34 protein-coding genes are annotated in these 22,696 nt (G+C 69.9%); all 34 read left to right on the top strand.

Going from position 1 to position 22,696, the window contains the following annotated elements; all coding sequences use genetic code 11:
* The first annotated feature begins 19 nt into the window (after positions 1 to 19).
* The 34 genes from G7Z13_RS04805 to G7Z13_RS04645 all read left to right on the top strand — a co-directional run bounded on the left by G7Z13_RS04805 (position 20) and on the right by G7Z13_RS04645 (position 22,692).
* Positions 20 to 265, top strand: coding sequence for a hypothetical protein (locus G7Z13_RS04805; protein ID WP_165996345.1), 246 nt, complete (start codon positions 20 to 22; stop codon positions 263 to 265).
* The gene (locus tag G7Z13_RS04800; protein WP_165996343.1) at positions 265 to 420 is read left to right on the top strand and encodes a hypothetical protein; all 156 of its coding nucleotides are present in this window, start codon (positions 265 to 267) and stop codon (positions 418 to 420) included. Before G7Z13_RS04805 ends, G7Z13_RS04800 begins: the two co-directional genes overlap by 1 nt.
* 83 nt (positions 421 to 503) lie before the next feature.
* Entirely contained in the window at positions 504 to 944 is a 441-nt protein-coding gene (locus tag G7Z13_RS04795; protein ID WP_165996341.1) for a hypothetical protein, read from the top strand.
* A gap of 56 nt (positions 945 to 1,000) precedes the next feature.
* On the top strand, positions 1,001 to 1,234 hold the full coding sequence (locus tag G7Z13_RS04790) for a hypothetical protein (RefSeq protein ID WP_165996340.1): 234 nt from the start codon (positions 1,001 to 1,003) through the stop codon (positions 1,232 to 1,234).
* Between the two features lie 136 nt (positions 1,235 to 1,370).
* Complete coding sequence (locus tag G7Z13_RS04785) at positions 1,371 to 1,577, top strand: hypothetical protein (RefSeq protein ID WP_165996338.1); 207 nt, start codon at positions 1,371 to 1,373, stop codon at positions 1,575 to 1,577.
* Positions 1,578 to 1,668: 91 nt separating this feature from the next.
* Positions 1,669 to 1,869: a hypothetical protein gene (locus tag G7Z13_RS04780; protein WP_165996336.1), complete on the top strand. Its 201-nt coding sequence runs from the start codon at positions 1,669 to 1,671 to the stop codon at positions 1,867 to 1,869.
* 92 nt (positions 1,870 to 1,961) lie between these two features.
* Positions 1,962 to 2,171: a hypothetical protein gene (locus G7Z13_RS04775; RefSeq protein ID WP_165996334.1), complete on the top strand. Its 210-nt coding sequence runs from the start codon at positions 1,962 to 1,964 to the stop codon at positions 2,169 to 2,171.
* Positions 2,171 to 2,335, top strand: coding sequence for a hypothetical protein (locus tag G7Z13_RS04770; protein WP_165996332.1), 165 nt, complete (start codon positions 2,171 to 2,173; stop codon positions 2,333 to 2,335). Before G7Z13_RS04775 ends, G7Z13_RS04770 begins: the two co-directional genes overlap by 1 nt.
* A gap of 21 nt (positions 2,336 to 2,356) precedes the next feature.
* Positions 2,357 to 3,712, top strand: a complete 1,356-nt coding sequence (locus G7Z13_RS04765) for a hypothetical protein (RefSeq protein WP_165996331.1) — start codon at positions 2,357 to 2,359, stop codon at positions 3,710 to 3,712.
* Between the two features lie 6 nt (positions 3,713 to 3,718).
* The gene (locus tag G7Z13_RS04760; RefSeq protein WP_165996329.1) at positions 3,719 to 5,779 is read left to right on the top strand and encodes a hypothetical protein; all 2,061 of its coding nucleotides are present in this window, start codon (positions 3,719 to 3,721) and stop codon (positions 5,777 to 5,779) included.
* A 222-nt stretch (positions 5,780 to 6,001) separates the two neighbouring features.
* A complete protein-coding gene (locus G7Z13_RS04755; RefSeq protein WP_165996327.1) occupies positions 6,002 to 6,394 on the top strand; it encodes a hypothetical protein in 393 nt (130 codons plus the stop codon).
* Positions 6,395 to 6,482: 88 nt separating this feature from the next.
* Entirely contained in the window at positions 6,483 to 6,668 is a 186-nt protein-coding gene (locus G7Z13_RS04750) for a hypothetical protein (RefSeq protein ID WP_165996325.1), read from the top strand.
* The gene (locus tag G7Z13_RS04745) at positions 6,665 to 7,132 is read left to right on the top strand and encodes a hypothetical protein (RefSeq protein WP_165996323.1); all 468 of its coding nucleotides are present in this window, start codon (positions 6,665 to 6,667) and stop codon (positions 7,130 to 7,132) included. The genes G7Z13_RS04750 and G7Z13_RS04745 overlap by 4 nt, the downstream gene beginning before the upstream one ends.
* 10 nt (positions 7,133 to 7,142) lie before the next feature.
* Complete coding sequence (locus G7Z13_RS04740) at positions 7,143 to 7,343, top strand: hypothetical protein (RefSeq protein WP_165996321.1); 201 nt, start codon at positions 7,143 to 7,145, stop codon at positions 7,341 to 7,343.
* A 71-nt stretch (positions 7,344 to 7,414) separates the two neighbouring features.
* Positions 7,415 to 7,606 carry a hypothetical protein gene (locus G7Z13_RS04735; RefSeq protein WP_165996319.1) on the top strand — a complete coding sequence of 64 codons (192 nt, stop codon included), beginning with the start codon at positions 7,415 to 7,417 and terminating at the stop codon, positions 7,604 to 7,606.
* A 129-nt stretch (positions 7,607 to 7,735) separates the two neighbouring features.
* Positions 7,736 to 7,978 carry a hypothetical protein gene (locus G7Z13_RS04730; RefSeq protein ID WP_165996317.1) on the top strand — a complete coding sequence of 81 codons (243 nt, stop codon included), beginning with the start codon at positions 7,736 to 7,738 and terminating at the stop codon, positions 7,976 to 7,978.
* Between the two features lie 62 nt (positions 7,979 to 8,040).
* The gene (locus G7Z13_RS34035) at positions 8,041 to 8,172 is read left to right on the top strand and encodes a hypothetical protein (protein WP_277347388.1); all 132 of its coding nucleotides are present in this window, start codon (positions 8,041 to 8,043) and stop codon (positions 8,170 to 8,172) included.
* A gap of 87 nt (positions 8,173 to 8,259) precedes the next feature.
* Positions 8,260 to 8,685 (top strand): HNH endonuclease, encoded by a 426-nt coding sequence (locus tag G7Z13_RS04725; RefSeq protein ID WP_165996315.1) that lies wholly within the window; start codon positions 8,260 to 8,262, stop codon positions 8,683 to 8,685.
* Positions 8,686 to 8,778: 93 nt separating this feature from the next.
* Positions 8,779 to 9,234, top strand: coding sequence for a phage terminase small subunit P27 family (locus tag G7Z13_RS04720; protein ID WP_165996313.1), 456 nt, complete (start codon positions 8,779 to 8,781; stop codon positions 9,232 to 9,234).
* The gene (locus tag G7Z13_RS04715) at positions 9,203 to 10,939 is read left to right on the top strand and encodes a terminase TerL endonuclease subunit (RefSeq protein ID WP_165996311.1); all 1,737 of its coding nucleotides are present in this window, start codon (positions 9,203 to 9,205) and stop codon (positions 10,937 to 10,939) included. Before G7Z13_RS04720 ends, G7Z13_RS04715 begins: the two co-directional genes overlap by 32 nt.
* A 4-nt stretch (positions 10,940 to 10,943) precedes the next feature.
* Positions 10,944 to 11,174, top strand: coding sequence for a hypothetical protein (locus G7Z13_RS04710; RefSeq protein ID WP_240926118.1), 231 nt, complete (start codon positions 10,944 to 10,946; stop codon positions 11,172 to 11,174).
* 1 nt (position 11,175) lies between these two features.
* Entirely contained in the window at positions 11,176 to 13,128 is a 1,953-nt protein-coding gene (locus tag G7Z13_RS04705) for a phage portal protein (protein ID WP_240926117.1), read from the top strand.
* Positions 13,129 to 13,130: 2 nt separating this feature from the next.
* Entirely contained in the window at positions 13,131 to 13,970 is an 840-nt protein-coding gene (locus G7Z13_RS04700) for an HK97 family phage prohead protease (RefSeq protein ID WP_165996309.1), read from the top strand.
* A 7-nt stretch (positions 13,971 to 13,977) separates the two neighbouring features.
* Positions 13,978 to 15,315, top strand: coding sequence for a phage major capsid protein (locus G7Z13_RS04695; protein ID WP_165996308.1), 1,338 nt, complete (start codon positions 13,978 to 13,980; stop codon positions 15,313 to 15,315).
* A gap of 116 nt (positions 15,316 to 15,431) precedes the next feature.
* Positions 15,432 to 15,656 (top strand): hypothetical protein, encoded by a 225-nt coding sequence (locus G7Z13_RS04690; RefSeq protein WP_165996306.1) that lies wholly within the window; start codon positions 15,432 to 15,434, stop codon positions 15,654 to 15,656.
* Positions 15,649 to 16,194, top strand: coding sequence for a mobile element protein (locus tag G7Z13_RS04685; RefSeq protein ID WP_165996304.1), 546 nt, complete (start codon positions 15,649 to 15,651; stop codon positions 16,192 to 16,194). Before G7Z13_RS04690 ends, G7Z13_RS04685 begins: the two co-directional genes overlap by 8 nt.
* A complete protein-coding gene (locus G7Z13_RS04680; RefSeq protein WP_165996302.1) occupies positions 16,194 to 16,538 on the top strand; it encodes a hypothetical protein in 345 nt (114 codons plus the stop codon). Before G7Z13_RS04685 ends, G7Z13_RS04680 begins: the two co-directional genes overlap by 1 nt.
* Positions 16,539 to 16,547: 9 nt before the next feature.
* The gene (locus G7Z13_RS04675; RefSeq protein ID WP_165996300.1) at positions 16,548 to 16,829 is read left to right on the top strand and encodes a hypothetical protein; all 282 of its coding nucleotides are present in this window, start codon (positions 16,548 to 16,550) and stop codon (positions 16,827 to 16,829) included.
* Positions 16,817 to 17,251: a hypothetical protein gene (locus G7Z13_RS04670; RefSeq protein ID WP_240926116.1), complete on the top strand. Its 435-nt coding sequence runs from the start codon at positions 16,817 to 16,819 to the stop codon at positions 17,249 to 17,251. Before G7Z13_RS04675 ends, G7Z13_RS04670 begins: the two co-directional genes overlap by 13 nt.
* 54 nt (positions 17,252 to 17,305) lie before the next feature.
* Positions 17,306 to 18,073 (top strand): Ig-like domain-containing protein, encoded by a 768-nt coding sequence (locus G7Z13_RS04665; RefSeq protein ID WP_165996298.1) that lies wholly within the window; start codon positions 17,306 to 17,308, stop codon positions 18,071 to 18,073.
* 79 nt (positions 18,074 to 18,152) lie between these two features.
* Entirely contained in the window at positions 18,153 to 18,503 is a 351-nt protein-coding gene (locus tag G7Z13_RS04660) for a hypothetical protein (protein ID WP_165996296.1), read from the top strand.
* A complete protein-coding gene (locus G7Z13_RS04655) occupies positions 18,500 to 18,853 on the top strand; it encodes a hypothetical protein (protein WP_165996294.1) in 354 nt (117 codons plus the stop codon). The genes G7Z13_RS04660 and G7Z13_RS04655 overlap by 4 nt, the downstream gene beginning before the upstream one ends.
* Positions 18,854 to 19,011: 158 nt before the next feature.
* Positions 19,012 to 19,284 (top strand): hypothetical protein, encoded by a 273-nt coding sequence (locus G7Z13_RS04650; protein WP_240926115.1) that lies wholly within the window; start codon positions 19,012 to 19,014, stop codon positions 19,282 to 19,284.
* Positions 19,285 to 19,296: 12 nt separating this feature from the next.
* On the top strand, positions 19,297 to 22,692 hold the full coding sequence (locus G7Z13_RS04645) for a phage tail tape measure protein (protein WP_165996292.1): 3,396 nt from the start codon (positions 19,297 to 19,299) through the stop codon (positions 22,690 to 22,692).
* Positions 22,693 to 22,696: the final 4 nt, after the last annotated feature.

Raw genomic sequence — 22,696 nt, 5'->3', positions numbered from 1 at the left:
GTCTGATGACCTTCCGGCCGTGGCCTGGACGATCGCCACGTCTGGGGCGCTGGTCGGTGACGTCGACTCGCTGACGTCGACGCCGGCCGAGCAGCGGGCGGCGTTCGCGGCGTGGGCCGAGTACCTGGGTGCTCGGGTCGCCCCCGAGCGGGTCGGCTCCGACGGCGTGGCCCACCTGTACGCCCAGTTTTCGTGGCAGGGCGACCGGGTGCGCGGTGCGATCCGGGCGGCCGTCTACCCGGCGCTGGATGAGGGGGGCGTCTGATGGCCGAGCACGAGAAGGCCAAGGAGCCGCTGCCGATCCGGCCTCCGCGCCCGCACCCGCAGGGCTTCGTCTGCTTCCTGGGTTTCGGCCAGTGCTCCCAGTGCGGCGCGTGGCTGGACGACTGGGACGGCGGCGTCTGCGACGCCTGCCGCTGACCCCCTGATCGCCGCGGGTGGCGGTGTTCGCCCCCGTCCCGCCGCCCGCGGCTCCCCACTTCTGGCCTCTGAGAGGAGGCATCGTGCTTGCTGATGACGACCCGAGGCTGAGCCCGCTGTGGCGTGGCCGCCGCGGCCCCTTCCGCGAGTTCCAGGCGGCGCTCGCCGGCCTCGCTGGCGCCTACGACCTCCGTGACGGCCGCAGCAGCGACCCGGCGAGCCGGATCTCCGTGTCGATCGACGACTGGTACGGCCAGCCGATCGTCGAGGCCCGCCGTATCCCGGTCACCGCGTTCGACGACCTGCTGTGCGCCGTGCAGCAGTTGCGGGCTCGCCAGTTCTCCGAGAACCGGCGATCCGGCTGGACCGGTCAGGCCACCGCGGACCGGCGGGCCGCCGCCCGGGAGCGGTGGCTGGCCCGCGGCGCCGACCCGGACGAGTTCCGGCAGCGTCTGCGCGCCGAGTACGCCGAAGCCGCACGACTGCACGAGGCCGCAGCCGGCCCCTTCGACAGCCTGGCCTGACCCCGCTCCGCCACCTCACCATCCACCCCCCTTCGACCCGAGAGGTCTATCCCGCCATGCCCACGCTCACCCTGATCACGTTTCCCGAGCCGTCCGAGCCTGCTGTCGACGCCGCGGAGGCTGAGGTCCGCGCTCGATACGTCGCGGACTACCTGGCTGACGTCCGCCGCGGCGACGTGATCGCCAAGGACTGGACGCTCTACGAGATCGAGATGTACGACGCCGCGAACCCGGACCTCCCGCCGCTGATGGACGAGATCCGCGGCCTGCACCTGCCGGCCGCGGCCTGACCCCCCGAGACCGCCGGGCGCGGAAACCCCCGCCGCGCCCGGCATCAGCCCCGGTCCAGCCGAGAGGTGCGGGATCGACTCCCGCCCGGGGCGCGCACCGCCCACTCGATCACCGATCCCGAGAGAGGAGCCCTCGATGGGCTTGTTCAAGAAGACCCCGGAGGAGAAGGCCGCGATCGCCGCGATGAAGGAGGCCGACCGGCGGCTGAACGAGAACTCCGACCGCGAGCGGAGGGCCGGCATCCGGGAGGAGACGCCGGAGTATCAGCGGCTCAACGCCGCCGCGAACGAGGCCGCGGCACAGGTGTCGTTCTGGCGCGGCGGCACCAAGCGCGGCCGCTGACTCCTCAGCCCCGGACCCGGCGTGAGGCTGCCGGATCGGATCCGGCCCGGGGTGCGCACCACCACCTGTCACCCAACCCGAGGAGCCCCTGATGGGCAAGAAGATCGGCTGGACCGCGAAGGTCCGCAGCCACAGGACCGGCGAGACCGGGCACGCCCACGGCGTGGTCACGTCCGACGACCCCGGCTACAGCACGGAGCAGGCGACGGAGGACGTGCGGAACTTCGTGCGGGAGAAGGCCCGGGAGCAGGGCCACGTCGCCTCCGCGTTCGACATCGAGTTCTACGGCTGACCGGCTGTCCGCGGCGCCCGGCCCAGCCGGGCGCCAAGGAGAACCGGCCAGCACCACCTTTCTCATCCGTTCCCGACCCCGAAGAGGTCGTCATGATCCGTCTGATTCGCTGGCTGCTGCTCGCAGCCTTCCTGATCACGGTCGGTGTGTGGCCCGCCGCAGCCACGCCGATCGCGCTCGCCGCCACCGGCGCCGCCGTAATCCTCAGCCTGATCCCCGTCCCCGTGTGGCTGGCCGCCGGCCTCATCGCCTGGTGGCGGCACCAGCCCACACCGGCCCCGGCCCCGGCGAGCGCCGCCTGATGGCCGCCGACCGTGCGCACGGCGCCCGCACCGACGACAGCCGCCGCCCCCAGGGCACCGCCCCGTTCCAGACCAGCGGCCCCGGCGACGCCCAGTTCCAGGGCCGCACCCCCACCACCACGAACGACCACCCCCGCCGACGCCCCCGCGTCACCGCCAGCTAGACGAGAGAGGACTGATCAGCCATGACTGCCAGCCCGCCGCAGGTGAACGGCCAGGCCCGGCCGCCCGCCCCGCCCGTGCTGGGGGACTGGCAGCCCATAGAGGCCGCTCCCGCCAGCGAAACCGCCACCCCCACCCCCACCCAGTCGACCGAGCTGGCCGACAGCGAGCTTGTCGCCCAGGCGCAGGCCGAGGCCATCCGTGCCCAGGCCTGGGCCCAGGCCGAGGAACGCCGTCTCAAGGCTGAGGCCGAAGCGGACGCGATCCGCGTGAAGGCCGAGGAAGAAGCGCGCAAGCTGCGGCTGGCCAACGATCGCGCCGAACGTAAGGCGGCCGAGGAGGCTGCCGCGTCCGAGGCGCGCATCGCCGAGCTCAACCGGCGCCGCGATGAGGCCGACCGGGCCCGCGAAGCCGCCGCCCGCCAGGACGAGGAGAAGCGGCAGGCCGAAGCCGAGCAGGCCCAGGCCGTCGAGAAGTCCAGCAAGCGATGGCGCCGCGTCGCCATGGGCTTCTACGCCCTGTGCGCCGGCGTGGCGCTGCCGGTGCAGATGGCCGCCTTCTACGACCCGAACGCCAAGTACCTGCTCGTCGCCCCGGTGTTCATCGAGGTGATCGCTCTGGTCGCTCTTGTCGGGGCGGCCTCGGCGGTGACCGCAGGGCGTGCCCATTGGCACTACCGGCTCGTTGCATGGGTGGGAGCCCTCACCGCGGCCACAATCAACATCGTCCACGGGCTCGACGCGTTCGACGCGGCGACCGCCTTCGGCACCGCCCTCGCGTCCGTCGCCGGCCCCGGCATGTGGGACCTCCACGAGCACGGCCGTATCCGGAAGCGTGACGGGAAGCTGTCGTGGCGCCAGCGGCACGCCCAGCGGAAGGCGGAGCGCGCGGAGGCCGCCCGGCAGGCCGCCGAGGAGAAGCGGCGGGCCGCCGAGAAGGAGGCCGCCGACAAGGCCGCGGCGGAGGCCGCGAAGAAGCTCGCCCAAGCGCGCGCCGAGAGGTTCCCGAAGGTCTGGGAGCACGCCCAGCGGCTCGCCGCAGCCCTTGGTGAGACGGCCGTCACCGAGGCCGTCTGGAAGCGCGCGCACCGAGACGTCGAGGGCGCCGACCCGGCCGAGTCCGCGGAGGTCATCCGCATGCGCAACGCGGCCGAGGCGAGGGTCGAAGCGGCCCGGCAGAAGCGGCCCGTGAACACCGCCAGCAAGACCACGTCGTCGCAGCGTGCATCGCAAGTGCCCGCGGCGAAGAAGACCCGCGTTTACAACCCGCCCACGCGCCGCGGAGTGCGCACGAAGGGCGACGTGAAGTATGCGCCCGCGGCGCGCCGCCAGGCCTCCATCGCTGCCCGTACCGCCGCCGCCAAGAAGCAGGAGGACTGACCCGTCATGGCCACCCCGCTGCCCGAAGAGCGCCCCACGCTGACGCTCGTCCCGCCACCCGCGACCCCCGTTTACAAGGAGCAGTCCGAGCCCGGCCGTCCGGCCTGGATTGAGTCCGCCCGCACGGTCGCCGCCCGCACCAACCGGATCGCCTCCCTGGCCCTGCTGCCGCACACCGTCCGCGGCTACCGGCAGCTCGGCCGGCGCTGGATCGACCGCTTCCACGACGACTATCCGCAGATGATCGCCTCCACGAACCGGGCCATCCGCGAAGCCGCCGGCGACGTCAACCAGGAAGCCCGGCTCAAGGAACACCGGGCGCAGCTGCGGGAGGAGTACCGGCGGCACCGCCTCCTCTATAGCGGCAAGACTGCGGGCGTCGCCGGCGCGGTCGCCGGGGGAGTCGGCTTCGGCGCCGTCACCGGCAGTCTGTGGATCGACGTCGTTGCCGCGCTCGGCGCGTGGGGGATCGGCGCCTTCCACGGCCGCGACCGTGACAAGCCGTCCACGGAGGAGGTGCTCGGTCTGCCCGCCGAGGAGACGGTCCGCGGCCACGGTTCGGTCACCCTGGACGACCTGCCGGAGGGGGCGAAGCCGTTCCCGATCCGCCGCGCCGAAACTCCGCAGCAGGCCGCGATCTGCGTGCTGCTGGCGATGGCCGCCGAAGGCGTCCCGGTCGTGGAGGTGTGGGACGTGGAGCGGCAGCCGTGGGGCTGGCAGTGCAAGGTCCGGGTCAGCGAAGGCACCCCCGAGGCGATCATCACGAAGGCCGGGGGGCTGGAGACCCGGTTCGACCTGCCCGCCAACGGGGTCCGGCCGCAGCCGATGGTCGAGCGGCGAGCCTGCGCCATCCTCCGCCTCGTCGAGGGCGATCCGTTCGCCACCGCGCCTGGCCTGCCCTACCGGCCGCCGCTGTCGATGTCGATCACTGACCGGTTTCGGATCGGCACCAGCGTGGGCGGTGACCCCCTGGAGGTGTCCCTGGCCGGCGTGATGGGTCTGTGGGTCGCCGCATCCGGCGGCGGGAAGACCGGCATCCTGCAGGCCCTCGCCGAGGGCACCACCGCCTGCTACGACAACATCACCATCGACCTCGACCCGTTCGGCGACGGGCTTGAAGACCTCGGGGACGCCGTCCGGCTCACCGCCCGCACCAACGAACAGATCGAAGCCACGCTCCTGTTCTTCCTGGTCATGGCCAAGGCCCGCGCCCGGCTCCGCAAGAAGCTCGGCATGGGCAGGAAGTGGAAGGCCAGCCGCGAACACCCGGCCATCACGATCTTCTTCGACGAGTTCCCGAAGGCAACCGAGCTGGCCAAGGAACTGGCGATCGCGCTGATGCTGGTCGGCCGCAAGGAACTCATCCAGGTCGAGTTCGCATCTCAGGGCGCGACAACTGCCTACCTCCAGCAGAACATCGCCCAGATGATCGCCCTCAAGGGCGTCGGGCCCTGCAAGACCGGCGACACCCGCGCCGTCTTCGGCGACGACGCCGTCCGGGAGGGCTGGCTGCCGCACAAGCTCAGCCCGGCCACCGACACCGACCCCAAGGACGCCGGCCACATCTTCATCCAAGGCGTCCCCGGCAAGCCGGACGAGCCGATCGAATACGCAGTCCACGAGGCGCCGTCCGAGACGCTGCGGAAGCTCGCCGCCGAGCGGAAGGCGGCGGGGCTTCTGGAACCGGACCAGGACTCGCTGCGCGCCATGCCCGACGTCGACCTGCCCGACATCGGTATGCCGCTGCCGAAGCTCCGCACCTGGGAGCAGCTGCTGCGCCTGTGCGGCGCCGAGCCGCCGGAGGGCGCCGCGGCCGAGGGCGCCGCCCGGGTCGTCGTCGAGGACGCGGTCACCGTGATGGAGAAGCAGGGCGTCGACCGGATGAAGACCGAAGCGCTGCTGCTGGCCCTGCGCGACTACGGGAGCGCCTACCTGGCGTGGACCGTCGACGACCTGAAGGCCCGGCTGAAGGAGGCTGGCGCGGGATCGCCGGAAACGCTCGGCCGAATCGGCGACGAGCAGAACCCGCGCGGCTACAAGCTCGCCAAGCTTGCCTCGCTCCTGTGACCGATACGCGAAGTATGCACCCCTGATCAGGGCCTGCTCAGCCCTGCTCAGGCCACAAACCCGCAGGTCACAGCCGCTCAGCCCGCTGCTCACGACCTGCTCACCGACTGCTCTGAGCAGCCCCTGATCAGTCCCCTGAGCAGCCCTGACCTGCACATTCACCCGCTGAGCAGCCCTGAGCAGCGGGAACAAACCGCCACAAAGCAGAAACGGAGACCGATCATGCCCAAGATGTGGAAGCCCGGCCAGGAGAAGAAGTTCTGCCGCGAACTCCAGCTCGGCAAGCCCTACTACGTCATCCACAACGTCGAGCGGCGCGTGGCGCCCTACGAGGACGCCCAGCTCTACAGCGAGTACGTCTTCACGAAGCGGCTGCCGATCACCGGCACCCCCTGCACCGCATACGGCGCCGCCGCCAGCACCTTGCTCCGCCAGCACGGCCCCATCTACGACGCGCCGCCCCGCGGCATGCGCAACATCGCCAGCCCCGCCCCGCAGGTCGCCGGCCCACTCCCGAAGGGCTACACCGCCCCGCTCGACGAGGCCGAGATCCGCGGCCTGGAGAAGCGCGTCGCCGACATGCCCGACCCGAAGAAGCGGCGCTGGGGCCGCTGAACCCGCCGGGGCGCCCCTCGATGCCTGCCAGCGACCAGGGACGCCCCGCACCTCCCACCCACCAAGAGCGAGCAAGGAGATCACCATCATGGCACCCCGCATGAACGACCAGCAGTGGGAGGCCCAGAACGGCCGCCTCTCACCCGGCGAAGCCACCGCCCGCGGCCTCTGCTGGTGCTGCAGCGGCAACGGGTTCCTCTTCAGCGCGTTCGGCGGCAAGCAGATCAAGACGCGCTGCCCCGAGCGGTGCGACCACGGCAAGGCCAAGCGGTGACCGCGACCATCGCCCCCGCGGCAACCCCGCCCAAGGAGCTGGGCTTCGACGAGCGGCTCGTGCTCGCCGTCCTCGCCGTCGACGCCCGGAACGACAGCACGCCGCTCGACCTGGCCGACGTGATCCGGCTCCCCAGCGAAACGCCCCCGATGCCGGCGCCCAGCCCGTACCCCACCCCGATCGCTCAGCTCCTTCACCGCGCCCGCGCCCGCATCGAGACCGTCGGCTGGTGCCGGGACGCCGCCTTCGACGAGCACGGCGCCGTTTGCCCCATCCACGCCATCCGGCAGGAAGCCGCCACCCGCGGCCAAGCCGACGAGGCGTGCGTCCTGCTGCTCGAGACCATCGAGCGCGACTTCGGAGATCACACCATCCCCGCCTGGAACCGGCGTCAGCCCGGCGCTGCCCCCGTCCTCCTCCAACTCGACCGCGCCGCTCAACTCGCCGACAGCCGAAACCTGTAAGGAGACAGCCGTGCCCAAAAAGCCCACCCCCGAAGAGATCCAAGAGGCCGGCCGCCAGCTCCAGCGCGGTGGCTTCCTCGGACGAGGCAGCAGCAAGAAGGCAGACCGGGTCCTCGAAGAGGCGGTCGCCGCCGGTCTGGACCAACAGGCCGTCGCCATGGCGATTCTCTCCGCCGCAGCAGACTACGAGCCTCGTCGGTGGGCGCGATGACGCCCCGGCCCGCCCCCGTTTGGTGGCCGGAAGCAGTGGCCGCTGCTTCTCGCCGGCGTCACGTCACCGGCATGCTCCTCGCCCACGCCACCCCCACCGTCGAGCGCGGCCGGCTGCTGCTGCACTTCGACCGGCCCGACATCGCCGCAGCCTGGCAAGAAAGCCGAGCCGACGCCGCCCTCGAAGGAGCACTCGCCCACCTCGGCTGGGCCATGCCCATCGAGGTCCTCCCCGTCGCAGGGCAGGAGTCGGTGACCGCCTGATCGCGGTCACTGCTTGACCGAGCCGATCACCGTATGTCACAGTGCCCCCAGGGCAGGACACGTGTGCCCGCAAGCCTCTGAGGCCCCCAGCTACTGCCGGGGGCCTTTCGCATGCCCCGGGGAGGCCGCATGGACGTCACCGAGCTGTACCCGGACGACCTCGTCTACGAGCACGAAGCGACCGCGGCAACGGGAGTCCCGGGGACGGTCATCCGGCAGTGGGCGCGCCGCGGGAAGATCCAGCGCTTCCAAGGCGACGGCCGGCTCACCGGGCAGGGCCACGAGTACAAGACCATGTACGCCCTGCCCGAGATACGCGAACGCGCCCGCACCTACCGGCCCATGCCACAGCGTGCCCGCCGCGCCGCCTGACCGTCCCGCCGTCCACGCCCCCGTCGTAGGCGGCGGGACTCAACTGGTACGGATCCCCTGACTTGCGGATCATCACCGTCGAGAACGACGACAAGGTCATGCTCTGCCCCGTTCCGGCGAAGAAGGAAGGCGCCGCACGCATCCTCGCCACCATGGTCAACGGCGAAGCCACCGGGGTGGACAAAGGGGAGTAGCCCCTCCGGTACCCCCAGGGGGATGCCGGGGGGTACCGCCCCACCTACCGGCCTGGGGCTGAGGGCAGGGCACAGGGGAGGAGGGGCATGCCCACCGCACCACCAACCAGATGCGGAGCGGCTGGCTGCTACGGGTTCGCCACCAAGCGCGGCCGATGTGACGAGCACCAGCCGCAGCCCTGGGCCAACCGAGCTCGCAAGCAGGACCGCTACGGCATGAGCTCCGGCACGATGCGCTCACTGAAGAGGCGAGTCGAGCAGCGAGACAACGGCTGCTGCTATGTCTGCGGTCGCGAGGCTGAAGAGGGCGAGACCTTCGACCTTGAGCATAAAATCCCCATCAGTGAGGGCGGCTCGGCGAGGGACATGGACAACCTCGGGCTGATCTGCGCTGAGGACCATGAGCTGAAGTCGAAGGCCGAGGCTGCGCGGGCCAATCGGGCCCGAGCTGAACGTCGGAGAGCGAACCGCGGGACCTCTGATCTCGATCCACCGGCCCGGGAGCGGGGGTAGGGGGGTCAGAATCTCTGTCGTGATCGTCTGGGGGCCCGCCGCGGTCAGTGAGGGAGATGCCTGCACAGAATTGGGCATAGGGGGTCTGTGATCATGGGCCGTACTGCTCAGCCCGCCGCTCTGAAGCTGATCAAGGGGCGTGGGGACGGCAAGGACACCGCGGGCCGGCCGGTCAATCTGGGCCCGGCGTTCAAGCGGGTGCCGCCGAACCCGCCGTCGTGGTTGTCACGCGAGGCGGCGGCCGAGTGGAAGCGGGTCGTGCCTGGTCTGTCCCGGCTGGATCTGCTGAAGCCGGAGGATCGGGCGGCGCTGGCGGCGTACTGCGAGGCGTGGGCGACGTTCGTGCAGGCGACGCGCACGGTGCAAGAAGAGGGGCAGGTCATCGAGGCCCGGCAGGGCAAGCTGGCTCACCCGTGTGTGGGCATCGCTCGTGCGGCCGGCCGCGAGATGCGCAGTTGGGCGGCGCACTTCGGGCTGACCCCGTCGACGGAGCAGGCCCTGGCGAGGGGGGCCGACGATGGCGACGAGGACGACAACCCGTTCGGCTGAGCTGCCGGACGAGGTCGAGCTTGAGCGGCTGAAGCTGTCGCCGGAGGTCGCCTGGTATCTCGTCTCGCGGGGTATCCCGCTGCCGGACTGCCCGCCGCTGATTCAGACTCCGTCACCGGGTGAGGCTCCGGGCGCGGTGTTCGATCCGGACCGCGTGGACAAGGTCATCAAGGCGTTCTCGCTGCTGCGGCACACGCAGGGGCAGTGGGCGGGGCAGCCGTTGCGGCCGGATCCGTGGCAGGTGGCGTACATTCTGGCGCCGGTCTTTGGATGGGTGCGCTGGGACGACGACGCGGATGCCTACGTGCGGATCGTGCGCGAGCTGTATGTGGATGTGCCCCGCAAGAACGGCAAGTCGACGTTGGCCGGGGGCCTGGCGATCTACATGACGTGCGCGGACGGCGAGGGTGGCGCGCAGGTCATTACGGCGGCGACGACGAAGGAGCAGGCGGGGTTCGTCTTTGAGCCGGTGAAGAAGCTGGCGGAGGCGGCCCCGGCGTTGAAGCGGCATGTGAAGCCGCTGAAGCACATCATCCTGCACCCCAGGAGCGGCTCCTATTTCAAGCCGATCAGCTCGGTGGCGGGCGCGCAGCACGGAGCGAACATCCACTGCGCGATCATCGACGAGCTGCACGAGCACAAGACGCCCGAGCTGGTGGAGACGATCGAGACGGGCACGGGGTCTCGTCGCCAGCCGCTGATCGTCATCATTACGACGGCGGACTCCGGTAAGCGGGAGAGTGTCTACGACCGGAAGCGGCAGCGGATCGAGAAGCTGGCCCGTCGGGTGTTCGAGGCGCCGAGTGTGTATGGCGTGGTGTGGGCGGCGGAGCGGGATGACGACCCGCACGTCGAGGCGACGTGGCGGAAGGCGAATCCCGGGTATGGGGTGTCGCCGACCCGCTCGTATCTGCAGGCGAAGTCGGATGAGGCGAAGCAGTCCCCGGCGGACCTGGCGAAGTACCTGCGGCTGCATTTGGGCCGGCGGACGAAGCAGGAGACGAAGTTCCTGACGCTGGAGTCGTGGAACCGCAATGCGGGCATGGTCGACGAGGCCAGGCTGCTGGGCCGTGAGGCGTATGGCGGTCTGGACTTGGCGGCGACCTCTGACCTGCTGGCGCTGTGCTGGCTGTTTCCGGACGAGAGCGGCGGCTACGACGCCTTGTGGCGGTTGTGGACGCCGGAGGACAATGTCGAGGCGCTGGATCAGCGCACGGCGGGTGCCGCGTCGGTGTGGGTGCGTGAGGGCCTGCTGGTTGCGACGCCTGGGAATGTCGCCGACTACGACTACATCCAGCTGCAGGTGGAGCGGGACCTGGATGCCTTCGACGTGCGGGCTTTGGGCTATGACCCGTGGTCCGCGGTGCCGTTGACGAACAAGCTGGCTGAGGCGAACGCGCCGATGGTGAAGGTCCGGCAGGGCTTTGTCACTATGAGCCCGCCGCTGAAGGAGTTGCAGCGCCTGCTGTTGAAGGGTACGCCCGCGAAGCCGATGTTCCGGCACGGCGGCAACCCGGCGGTGACGTGGATGGTCGACAACTTGGCTGTGGCGATGGATCCGGCCGGCAACGTGAAGCCGGACAAGGCACGCAGCGCCGAGAAGATCGACGCAGTGTCTGCGGCAGTGACGGCGCTGTCGGAGGCGATGGCCCGCGAGGTGCCGGTGAAGTCGGCTTACGAGGACGGCGGCCTGGAGGTCGTGTGAGGGGGTGGCCGTCGTGTGGGGCTGGTTTCCGTGGCGCAGGACTGCGGTGCGCAGGCGGGTGGTGGTGAACCTCTCTGATAAGGCGTTCGCTGGGGTGTTGTGGGCGAAGCGGGGTCCGCTGTTGGTGCTGCGGGACGTGACGCTGATGCAGCACGGGGCGGCGGATACGCCGATGGACGGTGAGGTCATCGTCGAGCGCGCCCGGGTGGAGTTCATTCAGGTGGCGGGAGGCTGACGTGGCGTTCGTCGTCTCCCAAGGGCAGCTTTCGGCGGTGTCGGTGGCGCCTCTGGCTGCCCCAGCCGCCTATGTGCGGCTGGCTGATGGGATCTACCACGAGTACGCGCACTTGTACCGGTGCCAGCCGCAGATCCGCACGGTGGTCAGTTTCCTGGCCCGGAACATTGCTCAGTTGGGCCTGCACGCCTTCCGCAGGGTGTCGGACACGGACCGGGAGCGGCTGACGGATCATCCACTGCCGCAGATCCTGGCTGCTCCGGGCGCCCAGCTGACGCGGTACCGGCTGATCGAGCGTCTCGTGTCGGACATCGCGATCTATGACACGGCGTACTGGGTGAAGGTCCGTGTCGATGGCGGCAACGTGATCGGGGTGATCCCGGTGCCGCCGTCCAGGATGACGATCGAGGGCGCCAGCTGGCTGCAGCCGGAAGCCTTCAGGATTCACGGCTCCAAGGGCGATCTCGAGCTCGCACCCGATCAGGTGGTGCATTTCCACGGCTACGACCCGGTGGACCTGCGGTACGGCTCGTCGCCGATCGACGCCTTGCGCAGTCTGCTGGCGGAGGAGTTCGAGGCGAACCGGGCGCGCGAGCAGATGTGGCGCAACGGCGGCCGGCTGTCCGGCGTGCTGAAGCGGCCCGCGGATGCGCCCGCGTGGGCCGATGGGGCGAAGGCCCGGTTCCGGGAGGGCTGGCGCGGCTACGTCGAGAGCGGGCAGGGCACGCCGATCCTCGAGGACGGCATGTCCTACGAGCAGCTGGCGATCGATCCGGCGAAGGCGCAGTACATCGAGGCCCGGAAGTTGACCCGAGAGGAGGTCGCGGCGGCGTACCACATTCCGCTGCCGATGGTCGGGATCCTCGACAACGCGACGTTCTCCAACATTCGCGAGCAGCACCAGCAGTTGTACCAGGACACGCTCGGCCCGTGGCTGCAGATGATCCAGGAGGAGATCGGTCTCCAGCTCATCCCGGACCTGCCGGACTCCGAGGGCGTGTACGTCGAGTTCAACCTGCAGGAGAAGCTCCGCGGCTCGTTCGAGGAGCAGGCGCAGCAGCTGCAGACCGCGGTGGGTGCGCCATGGCTGACCCGCAACGAGGCCCGGGCCCGGATGAATCTTCCGCAGATCGATGGCGGAAACGATCTCATCACCCCCATGAACGTCCTTGTCGGCGGACAGGCGTCGCCGACCGATTCGGCACCGGAGGCTGCGGCCCTCCCAAAAGGTCGGGGCCGCCTGGTGTTGATGAAGGCGGCCGGGGCGAGCAGGCCGGACGATCTTGGGGACTTCGACGAGGAGCTTGAGGCGTTCACGGCCGCGCTGGAGCGGTGGACGAACCGGCAGTCGGCGCGTCTGCTGTCCCGGGCGGGCGCCAAAGCGGACAGCATTCCGGACCTGCTGGCCTGGTGGGACGAGGGCGCCGAGGACCGGCTGGCGGAGCTGCAGGCTCTGCTGGCCGAGCACGGCTACCGGATCGCCCAACTGTCGGCGTGGGGTGTGCTGGAGGCGTTCAACCCTGAGGCTGCGGGCTGGGATCCGGAGGTCATGCTGCCGTGGCTGCTGGCTGCAGCGGAGACGCACGCGTCCCAGCATGAGCAGGCCGGCCGGGACGCGGTTGCTGCGGTGCAGGAGGACCCGGGCGAGGACTGGCGGGCCGGGCTGGAGCACGCGGCCGGGCTGTGGGCTGTGGCTGCCCAGGTGCGGGCGTCGACGGCGGCGACGGAGGCCCGCGGCTTCGGCTCCCACGATGCGGCTGGCGTGTCCGGGGTGACGAAGAAGATCTGGCGGACGGGCGGGGCGAACCCGCGGCCGTCGCATCGGGCCCAGGACGGCGAGGCGGTGAGCCTCGATGACGTCTTCTCGAACGGTCTCAGGTGGCCCGGCGACGGCAAGGGTGAGGCCAAGGAAACCGCGAACTGCAAGTGCCGTCTCGACTACGCACAGGAGTAAGGATGCGAATCAAGAGCTGCCCCGTGCGCATCAAGGCGGCGGGTGAGCACGAGGGCACCGACGAGGGGACGTTCGAGGCGATCGTCGCCGCGTACAACCTCGACAGCGTCGGCGACAAGATCACACCGGGGGCGTTCGCGGACACCCTCGCCGAGTGGAAGGGCCGCGGAGATCCGATCCCGGTGCTGTGGTCGCACATGTCCCACGACCCCGAGTACCACATCGGGGAGGTGCTGGAGGCCGAGGAGCGGCCGGAAGGCCTGTGGGTGAAGGCCCGTATCGACACGGAGCCCGGCTCGAAGGCCGCCCAGGTGTACAAGCTGCTGAAGGGCCGCCGCGTCACCCAGTTCAGTTTCGCCTACGACGTCGAGGAGGGCGCGTGGGTCGACCAGAATGACGGCGAGGGATACTACGAGCTGCGCAAGCTCAAGCTCTACGAGGTCGGCCCCACCCTGATCGGCGCGAACCAGGCCACGGAACTGCTGGACGTCAAAAGCAGCGACGGCGCCACCATGCGCATCGCGGTCGAAGGCGCTTCCGCCGCCCAGACCGAGGAGCTTCGCCAGGCCCTGACAGGGGCCATGGCGGCGAAGGCCGGCAGGACGCTGTCGGCGAAGAACGAGGAGCGCGTGAAGGAGATCGCGCGACTCGCCAAGGAGCTGCTGGACTCCCTGTCTTCCAGCACGGACGACGAAGAGAAGGCCACGCCGAACCCGCCCGAGACGCCCTCGCCGCAGACGCCTGCGGCCAAGGAAGCTCCGGCCGGCCCGAGCCCCGCCTCGCTCCGTCAGCTCGCCGACCTTCAGGCCCTCGAGGCCGAGGTCTCCACGCTCACGGGATGAGGACCCCATGCCTGTCAAGACCGACGAGCTCCTCGACGAGCTCACCCACCACCTGAAGGAAGCCCGGGAGATCGCGGCGAAGGCCGAGACCGAGGACCGGGACTTCACTGACGAGGAGCGCACACTCCTCAACGAGCACATGGCCAAGGCCAAGGAGGCCAAGGCCGGCCTGGAGAAGGCGAAGGCGACCGCGACGATGCGGCAGGCCCTCGCGGATCTCGGTGACGGTGTCGAGCTGAACGAGAAGTCCGGTGAGCGCCGCACGGCTTCCGGGCTGATCGTCCCGGAGGGTGCGGGCAGCCTCGGCGAGTCGTTCGTCAAGAGCGACGCGTACCAGGGCCTGATGGCGTCTGCGCCGCGCGGCGGCTTCGGCGCGAAGGCGCGCGTCCAGTCGATGCCGGCCAGCTACAAGAGCCTGGTCACGGGCGCTTCCGACACGTCGGCCGGCGGGTTCGTGCAGACCGACTACCGCGGTCTGCAGGTGGGCCTGGATCTGTTCCAGCGTCCGCTGCGGCTGCGGGACGTCGTCGCGAACGGCACGACTGGCTCGGACACCATCGAGTACGTGCGGGTCACGTCGACGACGAACGCGGCGGCGCCGGTGGCGGAGGCCACGACATCGGCGGCGCCGACGGCCCCTGGTACGGCGGGTGCGCTGGTTCCGGCGGCCGGCGGCGGCTACAAGCCCGAGTCCGGGCTGGCCGTGGCGAAGGTGACGACGCCGGTGCGGACGATCGCGCACTGGATCCCGATCACCAAGCGGGCCCTGTCGGATGCGGCGCAGATCCGCACCCTGATCGACTCCTTCCTCCGGTATGGCCTGGAGGAGGAGCTCGAAGACCAGATGATCTCCGGTGACGGCACCGGGGAGAACTTTGAGGGCCTCTCCAACGTGAGCGGCATCCAGACGCAGGCCTGGGACGCCACGGGCACTGGTGAGGACATGCAGCGCCTGCGCACCCTGCGCAAGGCCAAGACCAAGGTCTACACCGTGGGCCGCAGCGTGCCGAACGCGTACCTGCTCAACCCGGCCGACGTCGAGTCCATCGACCTCAGCGTGAACGGCAACGCCGACTTCTACTTCGGCGGCCCGGGAGCGGCTGGCACTGCGACGGCCCTGTGGGGCCTGCCGGTCATCCAGACCGAGGCGGTCCCGGCGGGCACCGGCTACGTCGGTGACTTCCGCAAGGCGATGCTGTGGGACCGCGAGCAGGCCAGCATCACGGTGACGGACAGCCACGCGGACTTCTTCGTGCGGAACCTGGTGGCGATCCTCGCCGAGATGCGCGCGGCTTTCGGCGTCATCCAGCCGTCCGCGTTCGTCGAGATCGACCTGGCCGCGTGACCCTCCTCAACTCGCGGATGATACGAGGGCGGTGCCCGGTGTGCGGCGGTGAGCACGCCGCATGCGGCCCGCCCTCGAAGCCCGTGCCCGTCGACCAGCGAATGGAGGTGGCCACCATGGGTGAGCCGCTGAAGGAGTACGAGGTCACGCTGCCGGGTGGCAGGACGACCACGATGAAGCTGAACGAGGCCGACGCCGAGCGGTACGGCGTCCTCGAGGGAACTTCCGGCGAGCAGCAGGAGCAGACCGGCGAGGCGCCCGCCGAGGACACCGCGGCCAAGTCCCGGACGACGACCCGCAACAAGGCCCGCACGGCCTCGTCCGACAAGGGCGATGGCTGAGCCTCTGGCCGACCCGGCAGAACTGGCCGCATCGCTCGGGGCCGCAGCCGACGACCCCAAGCTGCTGTGGGCGCTGAACGCCGCCTCCCGGCGGTTCCGCGGCGCCGTGCGGCATCCGGTTTCGCTGGTCACCGGCGACGCCTTCACTCTGGACGGCAACGGAACCGAGTCGGTGCTGCTGCCGGCCGCGCCGGTCCTGGCCGTCACTTCGGTCACCCTGGACGGGACGGACCTGGTGGTGGGGACGGACTACTCGTGGTCTGCCGACGGCTTCCTGCGGCGCCTGAACGGCTGCTGGCCGGACCGGCTGCGCTGCATCAGCGGCGTCTACGACCACGGGTACGAGCCGATCCCGGAGGACATCCAGGAGGTCGTCATCGACCAGGCGCGGGCCATGTTCCGCATCGACCCCGGGGTGCAGACCAAGACGGTCGGCGGGCAGAGCGTCACGTTCGGCGTGCAGGCGGCGATCGGCGTCACCTCCCAGTGGACGGCCGCGGTCGAGCGCTACCAGCTCAACCGGGGTGACCGGCCGTGATGTTCAACCAGAGCGCGGTGCGGGTCCGGGCCGGCACGAAGACGGACCGGGGCGGCAACACCGTCCCGGACTGGTCGCCCGGCGCGGTGAACCGACTGACGGTGACCGGGCTGAACATCCAGCCCAACAACCAGGCCGAGGAAGCCGACGAGCAGCGCAACGCGGTCGTCACCGGCTACCGGGTCCAGTCGGCCGAGGGCACCAGCCCTGACATCAAGGCCACCGACCGCATCGACTGGCGCGGCCAGGTGTACGAGGTGGACGGCGAAGTTGCCGTCTGGCCGGACCTGTTCACCGACAGTGTCCATCACATCGAGTTCGTCATGGTGCGTGCCACCGGATAGGAGGTGGACGTGCTGGAACGCTTCGAACTCGACTCGGCCGGGGTGCGGGAGATCCTGCGCGGCCCGGAGGTGCGGGACTTGATCGACGGGATCGCCGACGAGGTCGCAGGCAACGTCCGCGCTCTCGTCCCGGCAGGAACGACGATCGAGGTGCGCGGCTACACCACGGACCGGGGTGCGGCGACGGTGGTCGTGGCGGACGTGCAGGCCATGGCCTGGCAGGCCCGCGACGGCATCCTCACCCGCGCGGCCGGCTCTGCCGGGCTTGAGGTGAAGGCGTGGCAGCGGTGAAGCCGCTGGTGGTGTTCGGAGACGTGCAGGCCGCGGGTGCGGAGGTGCTGCGGACGGCTCTGGCGGCGCGGCCGGAGCCGTTCGCAGCCGGGGTCACCGTCGGCACCAAGGTGCCGACGGTGCGCTCCCCGGAGGATCCGCTGCTGCCGTTCGTCCTGGTCCGCAAGGACTCGGATCTGCCTCACCCGTCCATGGCCAACACGCGGTGCACGCTGCGCTGCACCGTCTGGCATCAGGACGCCGACCAGGCGCACGACCTGGCCATGCTGTGCCAGGGCCTGTGGCTGGTCCATTCCGGGCCGATCATTCGCGGCTTCCGCCCCGGGACGGGGCCGCTGCCCACCACGGACGACGGCTCCGGCATCGACCTGTCGACTTTCACGGCGATCGCCAACGTGAAACCGCAGCCGCTCACGGCGTAACGGCTGCTGCCGAACCGCGACGACAACCCCCTGTACCGAGATGAGGAGGACGCCGTGGCCGGCGACCCGCTGAAGGCAAATCTGTGGACGGACGCGGACGTCTACATCTCCACGAACCTCTCCGCGACCTTGCCCGCCAACGCGGGCACCCCGTTCGGGCCGGACTGGGATCTGGTCGGCCTGCTCGACGGCGACGAGGGCTTCCCCGAGTCTCGCGACGAGGACACCGACGACAAGTTCGCCTGGGGCGGCATCCTCGTCAGGACGAGCCGCAACCACTTCAAGCTCACCAAGTCCTTCACTGCGCTGGAGGACAACGCCACCACCTACAGCCTGCTGTGGCCGGGCTCGTCGGCGACGCAGATCGTCGTGCCCCGTCCGGCGAAGGTTCTGGTGGCGTTCGAGACGCGCGAGGGCGACAAGGTCCGCCGCCTGATCTCGGCGAACTACGCCGAGGTGTCCCTGGATGGCGACCACGGTGAGAACGAAGCGGACCTGGAGTCCATGACGTTCGCCGCCACGATCTACCCCACGGGCGGCGGCGTGCTGTTCAACCGGCAGACCACCCCGGTCCTGACCGGCCTGTCGGTGACCCCGGCAACGCTGGCCCTGGCCGACGGAGAGATCGGCGCGCTGACGGCGACCGCCAGCTACGACGACGCCACCACCGCCGACGTCACCGCTCAGGCGACCTGGGTGTCCTCGGCGCCGGCCGACGCGGTCGTCTCCGCCGGCTTCGTCACGGCCGTGGACCCGGGGTCGGCGACGATCACCGCCACCTACGAGGGCCAGTCCGATACCTGCGCCGTCACTGTCACCTGATGACCGCCGGGGCGCGGTAGTTCGTCGCGGTTCGGCCGCGCCCCGGTGCTCCACCTCGAACCGCGGAGGGAACCGCGACATGCGCCTGACCTACACCGATGCCGACATCGCCGCCAAGGCGGTGCAGCTCGGACTCATCCAGGACGGCGACGACCTGCCACGGCAGATGCGTGGCCGCGTTGTTGCTGCGCTGCTGCAAGAGCAGGCCGCGTCCGAGTCGGGAGCCAGCCCGGAGCCGCAGTTGGCGAAGGAGATCGTCGTCCAGCCGGGCGGGGCCATCGTCGTCGACGGCGAGCCGTTCCCGTGGCTGGTCGCGAAGCAGCCCATGGAGATCACCCTCCACCCAGATGGTCTCAGCACCGTCCGCCTGACGCTGATCGCCGAAGCCGTCCAGATCATCAAGCCCGAACCGCGAGAGGAACCGCGATGACCACCCGAACCGCGACAAAGAGCCGCCCTGCTGACGACCAGCCGTTCGACTTCAACCTGGACGCAGTGCAGGCCGAAGTCGATCTCACCCCGTGGCGCGTCCACTGGGGCGGCAGGCGGTGGGAGTTCGCCCACATGGAAGACCTCGACGTGTGGGGTCTGATCGAAGCCGCAGAGGGTGGGGACATCGCGGCCACCGTCGGCGTATTCAAGGCCGCGCTCGGCGAGAAGGACTGGGAGGACTTCCGCAAGATCCGCCTGCCGCAGTACAAGCTGAAGGCCCTCTTCGACGCCTACAAGCAGCACTGCGGCGTGGGCGAGGGGGAATCCGAGGCCTCGTCCGACTCCTGAAGGAGCACGGCGAGGCAGTCCAAGCAGACCTGCGCCAGCACTACGGCGTCAGGCTCAGCGACCTGTTCGCGCGAGACGCCCAGGGGCGCCGTCTGCTGACGTGGCGGGAGCTCGGCGGCTACATCCGCCAACTCCCGCCGGACGCCCGCACCAGGCTCGTGCTGGGCGACGACGAGAGCATCTGGGGCCTGCAAGAGCACCTCACCGCCGTCGTCATCGACGAACTGCGCGCGGCGAACTGGCAGCGGTCACAGGAAGGCGTCCCCAAGGGGAAGCAGAAACCGGCCCCGAAGCCGTTCCCGCGCCCGGGCGTGGGCGCGAAAGCCAAGCGGGCGGACAAGAACAGCCCCGAGCGGCAGGAAGCCCGGCAGCGCGCGCTACGCAGGGCTGCTGAACGGAAGCGAGCCCTGGCCGCTGGAGAGATCACCTGACGGGAGGTGCCCATGCCGTCCGTCGGGTACGCCACCATCCAGATCATTCCCAGTGTCCGCGGCATCTCGGACGAGATCCGCCGCCAGCTGACCGGCCCGGCCGGCGACGCGGGTGAGCAGGCCGGGCAGCAGACCGGACGCCGGTTCGCTGACGCCTGGAAAGTCGGTCTCGCGGCGGCCGGCGCAGCTGCTGGGGCGATCCTGGTGGCGTCCACAGTGTCGGCGGTGGAGAAGGAGCGGATGGCCGATCGGCTGTCCGCCCAGCTCGGCCTGTCCGGCAAGGGGGCCAAGCAGGCGGGAAAGATCGCGGGGGAGCTGTACTCCAAGGCGGTCGTCGATTCCTTCGAGGACGGCGCCGCCGCGGTGCGGGCCGTCATGGGGTCGGGGCTGATCGACGAGAAGGCCACCACCAAAGCTATCGAGTCGATCACCACGAAGGTCGCCGATCTGGCCAGCACGTTCGAGCAGGATCTGGTCGGCACCACTAACGCGGCCACCCAGCTCATCCGCACCGGCCTGGCGAAGGACGCCCCGGCCGCCCTGGACCTGCTGACGAAGGGCCTGCAGTCGTCCGCCGACAAGGCGGGCGACTTCATGGACACGATCAACGAGTATTCGACCCAGTTTCGCAAGGCCGGGCTCGACGGAGCCACTGCGATCGGCCTGCTCAACCAGGCGATCCGTGCCGGTGCCCGCGACAGCGACGTTGCAGCCGACGCGATCAAGGAATTCTCGATCCGGGCCGTCGACGGATCTGAGTCCACCTCCGACGGCTTCAAGGCGCTCGGCCTCAACGCGGACGACATGGCGAAGAAGTTCGCCAAGGGTGGCTCTGCGGCCAACGGCGTCCTCGACCTCACGCTCGACAAGCTGCGCAGCGTGAAGGACCCGGTCAAGCAGTCCCAGGTCGCTGTCCAGCTGTTCGGAACCCAAGCAGAGGATCTGGGGGCCGCTCTACTGGCGATGGACCCCTCTGCAGCTGCTGATGGACTGGGCAAGGTCGGCGGCGCCGCCAAGAGCGTCGGTGACACCATTCGGAGCAACACGTCGACCGAACTGAAGATGCTGCAACGGCAGTTCATGGGCGCCATCGGCACTGTAGTGCAGTCCGTAGTGCTGCCCGCCTTGCGCGGACTCGACGACGCGGTCCGATGGGTGGGTGAAGCCGCTGCCGCGACCGGCCGCTGGTTCCAGGAGTGGGGCGCCTGGTTGATCCCTGCTGCCGCACTTGTCGGCGGTCTGACGATCGCGCTGAACGCGCAGGCCATCGCGACGGGGCTGGTCACCGCCGTCTTCGCTGTCTACCGCGGTGCGATTCTGGCGGGAACCGCCGTCACACAAGGATTCGCAGCCGCTCAGGCCCTGCTGAACTCCATCATGGCGCTCAACCCGATCACGCTGATCGTGATCGCCCTGGTGGCGCTCGGAGCAGCCCTCGCCGTGGCCTGGAACAAGAGCGAGACGTTCCGGCAGATCGTGATGGCCGCCTGGCAGGGCATCCAGACGGCGGTCCTGTACGTCTGGAACAGCGTTCTCAAGCCTGCGTTCGAGGGCATCAAGGTGGCCCTCGCCGCGGTCGGTGCCGCGTTCGCTTGGCTGTGGAACACGGTCATCAAGCCGGTGTTCTCGTTCATCGACACGGCGGCGCGCGTCCTGCTGACCGTCATCACGATCGTCGTGTTCGGGCCCATCTACCTCGCGGTCAAGCTGCTCGGCGCCGTCTTCTCATGGCTGTGGACGAACGCGATCAGCCCGGTCGTCGGGTGGATCGTCACCGGGCTGGGATACCTGTGGTCCGGCGTCAAGGTCATCTTCGGGTGGTTCACGGCCGGGTTGCGCACCGTGGGGCGGTGGGCGACGTGGCTCTGGACGAACGCCATCTCGCCGGTGGTCGGCTGGGTTGTCGACGGCTTCCGCGCGATGTGGACGGGCGTGAAGGTCATTTTCGGCTGGTTCAATGCCGGCCTGCGCACGGTGGGCGGCTGGGCGAAATGGCTGTGGACCAACGCTGTGCAGCCCGCCATGAACGGCATCAAGACTGTCATCTCGACCGTCTGGGAGTCCGGGATCAAGCCGGTGTTCGACAAGCTGAAGGCGGCCACCGGGCAGGTAGGGAAGGCATTCGACGCGGCCCGCGCCGCCATCAAGGTGGCCTGGGACAAGATCAAGGGCATTGCCAAGGCGCCGGTGAAGTTCATCATCGACACCGTCTACAACGGCGGCATCGTCAAGGTGTGGAACAAGGTCGCCGGAGCCTTCGGCGCCCCCAAGCTTAACCCCATCCAGGGCTTCGCCACTGGTGGCGTGCTGCCCGGCTATACCCCTGGCAGGGACGTGCACCTCGCGGCCTTGTCCGGCGGCGAGGCGGTCATGCGGCCCGAGTGGACCCGCGCGGTCGGCCCCGGCTATGTCCACTCCATGAACGCGGCTGCGCGATCCGGCGGTGTCGCCGGCGTGCAGCGCGCCCTCGGCCTGCCCGGATTCGCCGACGGCGGGATCTTCGGCTGGATCGGGTCGGCGGCCTCCGAGACCGTGGACTTCGCCAAGGCCGGCGTCGACTGGCTGAAGGACGGCATCAAGGCCTCCGCCGAGGCCGGGTTGAACAAGGTCGTCAAGCCGCTGCTGAACAAGATCGCCGGGTCGGCGTCACTGTACCGGGACATGGTTACCGGCATCCCCAAGAGGATCATCAAGTCGATCCTCGGATACTCGGAGAAGGCCGACGGGAAGCTGGAGGCCGCGGGCATCGGCGGCAAGGGCTTCAAGTCCGCGCTCAAGTTCGCCCGGTCCCAGGCGGGCAAGCCCTACATCTGGGGCGGCGTCGGCCCCAAGGGCTACGACTGCTCCGGTTTCATGAGCGCGCTCGAGAACATCATCCGCGGCCTGAAGCCCTACTCCCGCCGGTGGGCCACCGGCGCCTTCTCCGGCGCCTCCGCCCCGTCTGGCTGGGTGCGCGGCGCGCGCTCCCCCTTCATGGTCGGCATCACCAACGCGGGTGTCGGCCACACTGCCGGCACGCTCAACGGGACCAACGTGGAATCGAGGGGCGGTGACGGCGTTGTCGTCGGCTCCCGCGCCCGCGGCTACAACGACAGCCTCTTCACCGACTGGTACGGCCTCAAGTACGACTCCGGTGGCTGGCTGAAGCCAGGCCAGGTCGGTGTCAACCACCTCGGCGAGCCTGAGGCGGTACTCACCCCCGCGCAGTCCACGGCGTTCGTGCAGCTCGCTGCGGCAGCAGCTCGTATGGCTGCGCAACCTACCCAGGCTCGCGAGTCGCCTCGAGGCGCCAACTTCGCCGACCTGCAGGTTGCGGTGTACGTCGGTAACCAGCCGATCACCGACATCGCCCGCGCTGAGGTCCGCACAGCCCAAGGCGAGCTCATCCAGGTACTCAACGCGATGTGAGGAG

Origin of the sequence: Streptomyces sp. JB150, assembly GCF_011193355.1 — a bacterium.
Classification (GTDB): Bacteria; Actinomycetota; Actinomycetes; order Streptomycetales; family Streptomycetaceae; genus Streptomyces.
This window is presented reverse-complemented; position numbering and strand designations above follow the sequence as displayed.

Excerpts from the sequence above, each read along its gene's own strand:
- G7Z13_RS04655 (WP_165996294.1), top strand. The coding sequence starts at position 18,500 with ATGACCACCCGAACCGCGACAAAGAGCCGCCCTGCTGACGACCAGCCG.
- G7Z13_RS04760 (WP_165996329.1), top strand. The coding sequence starts at position 3,719 with ATGGCCACCCCGCTGCCCGAAGAGCGCCCCACGCTGACGCTCGTCCCG.
- G7Z13_RS04770 (WP_165996332.1), top strand. The coding sequence starts at position 2,171 with ATGGCCGCCGACCGTGCGCACGGCGCCCGCACCGACGACAGCCGCCGC.
- G7Z13_RS04660 (WP_165996296.1), top strand. The coding sequence starts at position 18,153 with ATGCGCCTGACCTACACCGATGCCGACATCGCCGCCAAGGCGGTGCAG.
- G7Z13_RS04720 (WP_165996313.1), top strand. The coding sequence starts at position 8,779 with ATGGGCCGTACTGCTCAGCCCGCCGCTCTGAAGCTGATCAAGGGGCGT.
- G7Z13_RS04735 (WP_165996319.1), top strand. The coding sequence starts at position 7,415 with ATGCTCCTCGCCCACGCCACCCCCACCGTCGAGCGCGGCCGGCTGCTG.
- G7Z13_RS04750 (WP_165996325.1), top strand. The coding sequence starts at position 6,483 with ATGGCACCCCGCATGAACGACCAGCAGTGGGAGGCCCAGAACGGCCGC.
- G7Z13_RS04800 (WP_165996343.1), top strand. The coding sequence starts at position 265 with ATGGCCGAGCACGAGAAGGCCAAGGAGCCGCTGCCGATCCGGCCTCCG.
- G7Z13_RS04780 (WP_165996336.1), top strand. The coding sequence starts at position 1,669 with ATGGGCAAGAAGATCGGCTGGACCGCGAAGGTCCGCAGCCACAGGACC.
- G7Z13_RS04690 (WP_165996306.1), top strand. The coding sequence starts at position 15,432 with ATGGGTGAGCCGCTGAAGGAGTACGAGGTCACGCTGCCGGGTGGCAGG.
- G7Z13_RS04685 (WP_165996304.1), top strand. The coding sequence starts at position 15,649 with ATGGCTGAGCCTCTGGCCGACCCGGCAGAACTGGCCGCATCGCTCGGG.
- G7Z13_RS04695 (WP_165996308.1), top strand. The coding sequence starts at position 13,978 with ATGCCTGTCAAGACCGACGAGCTCCTCGACGAGCTCACCCACCACCTG.
- G7Z13_RS04715 (WP_165996311.1), top strand. The coding sequence starts at position 9,203 with ATGGCGACGAGGACGACAACCCGTTCGGCTGAGCTGCCGGACGAGGTC.
- G7Z13_RS04645 (WP_165996292.1), top strand. The coding sequence starts at position 19,297 with ATGCCGTCCGTCGGGTACGCCACCATCCAGATCATTCCCAGTGTCCGC.
- G7Z13_RS04725 (WP_165996315.1), top strand. The coding sequence starts at position 8,260 with ATGCCCACCGCACCACCAACCAGATGCGGAGCGGCTGGCTGCTACGGG.
- G7Z13_RS04700 (WP_165996309.1), top strand. The coding sequence starts at position 13,131 with ATGCGAATCAAGAGCTGCCCCGTGCGCATCAAGGCGGCGGGTGAGCAC.
- G7Z13_RS04730 (WP_165996317.1), top strand. The coding sequence starts at position 7,736 with ATGGACGTCACCGAGCTGTACCCGGACGACCTCGTCTACGAGCACGAA.
- G7Z13_RS04755 (WP_165996327.1), top strand. The coding sequence starts at position 6,002 with ATGCCCAAGATGTGGAAGCCCGGCCAGGAGAAGAAGTTCTGCCGCGAA.
- G7Z13_RS04765 (WP_165996331.1), top strand. The coding sequence starts at position 2,357 with ATGACTGCCAGCCCGCCGCAGGTGAACGGCCAGGCCCGGCCGCCCGCC.
- G7Z13_RS04680 (WP_165996302.1), top strand. The coding sequence starts at position 16,194 with ATGTTCAACCAGAGCGCGGTGCGGGTCCGGGCCGGCACGAAGACGGAC.
- G7Z13_RS04790 (WP_165996340.1), top strand. The coding sequence starts at position 1,001 with ATGCCCACGCTCACCCTGATCACGTTTCCCGAGCCGTCCGAGCCTGCT.
- G7Z13_RS04775 (WP_165996334.1), top strand. The coding sequence starts at position 1,962 with ATGATCCGTCTGATTCGCTGGCTGCTGCTCGCAGCCTTCCTGATCACG.
- G7Z13_RS04785 (WP_165996338.1), top strand. The coding sequence starts at position 1,371 with ATGGGCTTGTTCAAGAAGACCCCGGAGGAGAAGGCCGCGATCGCCGCG.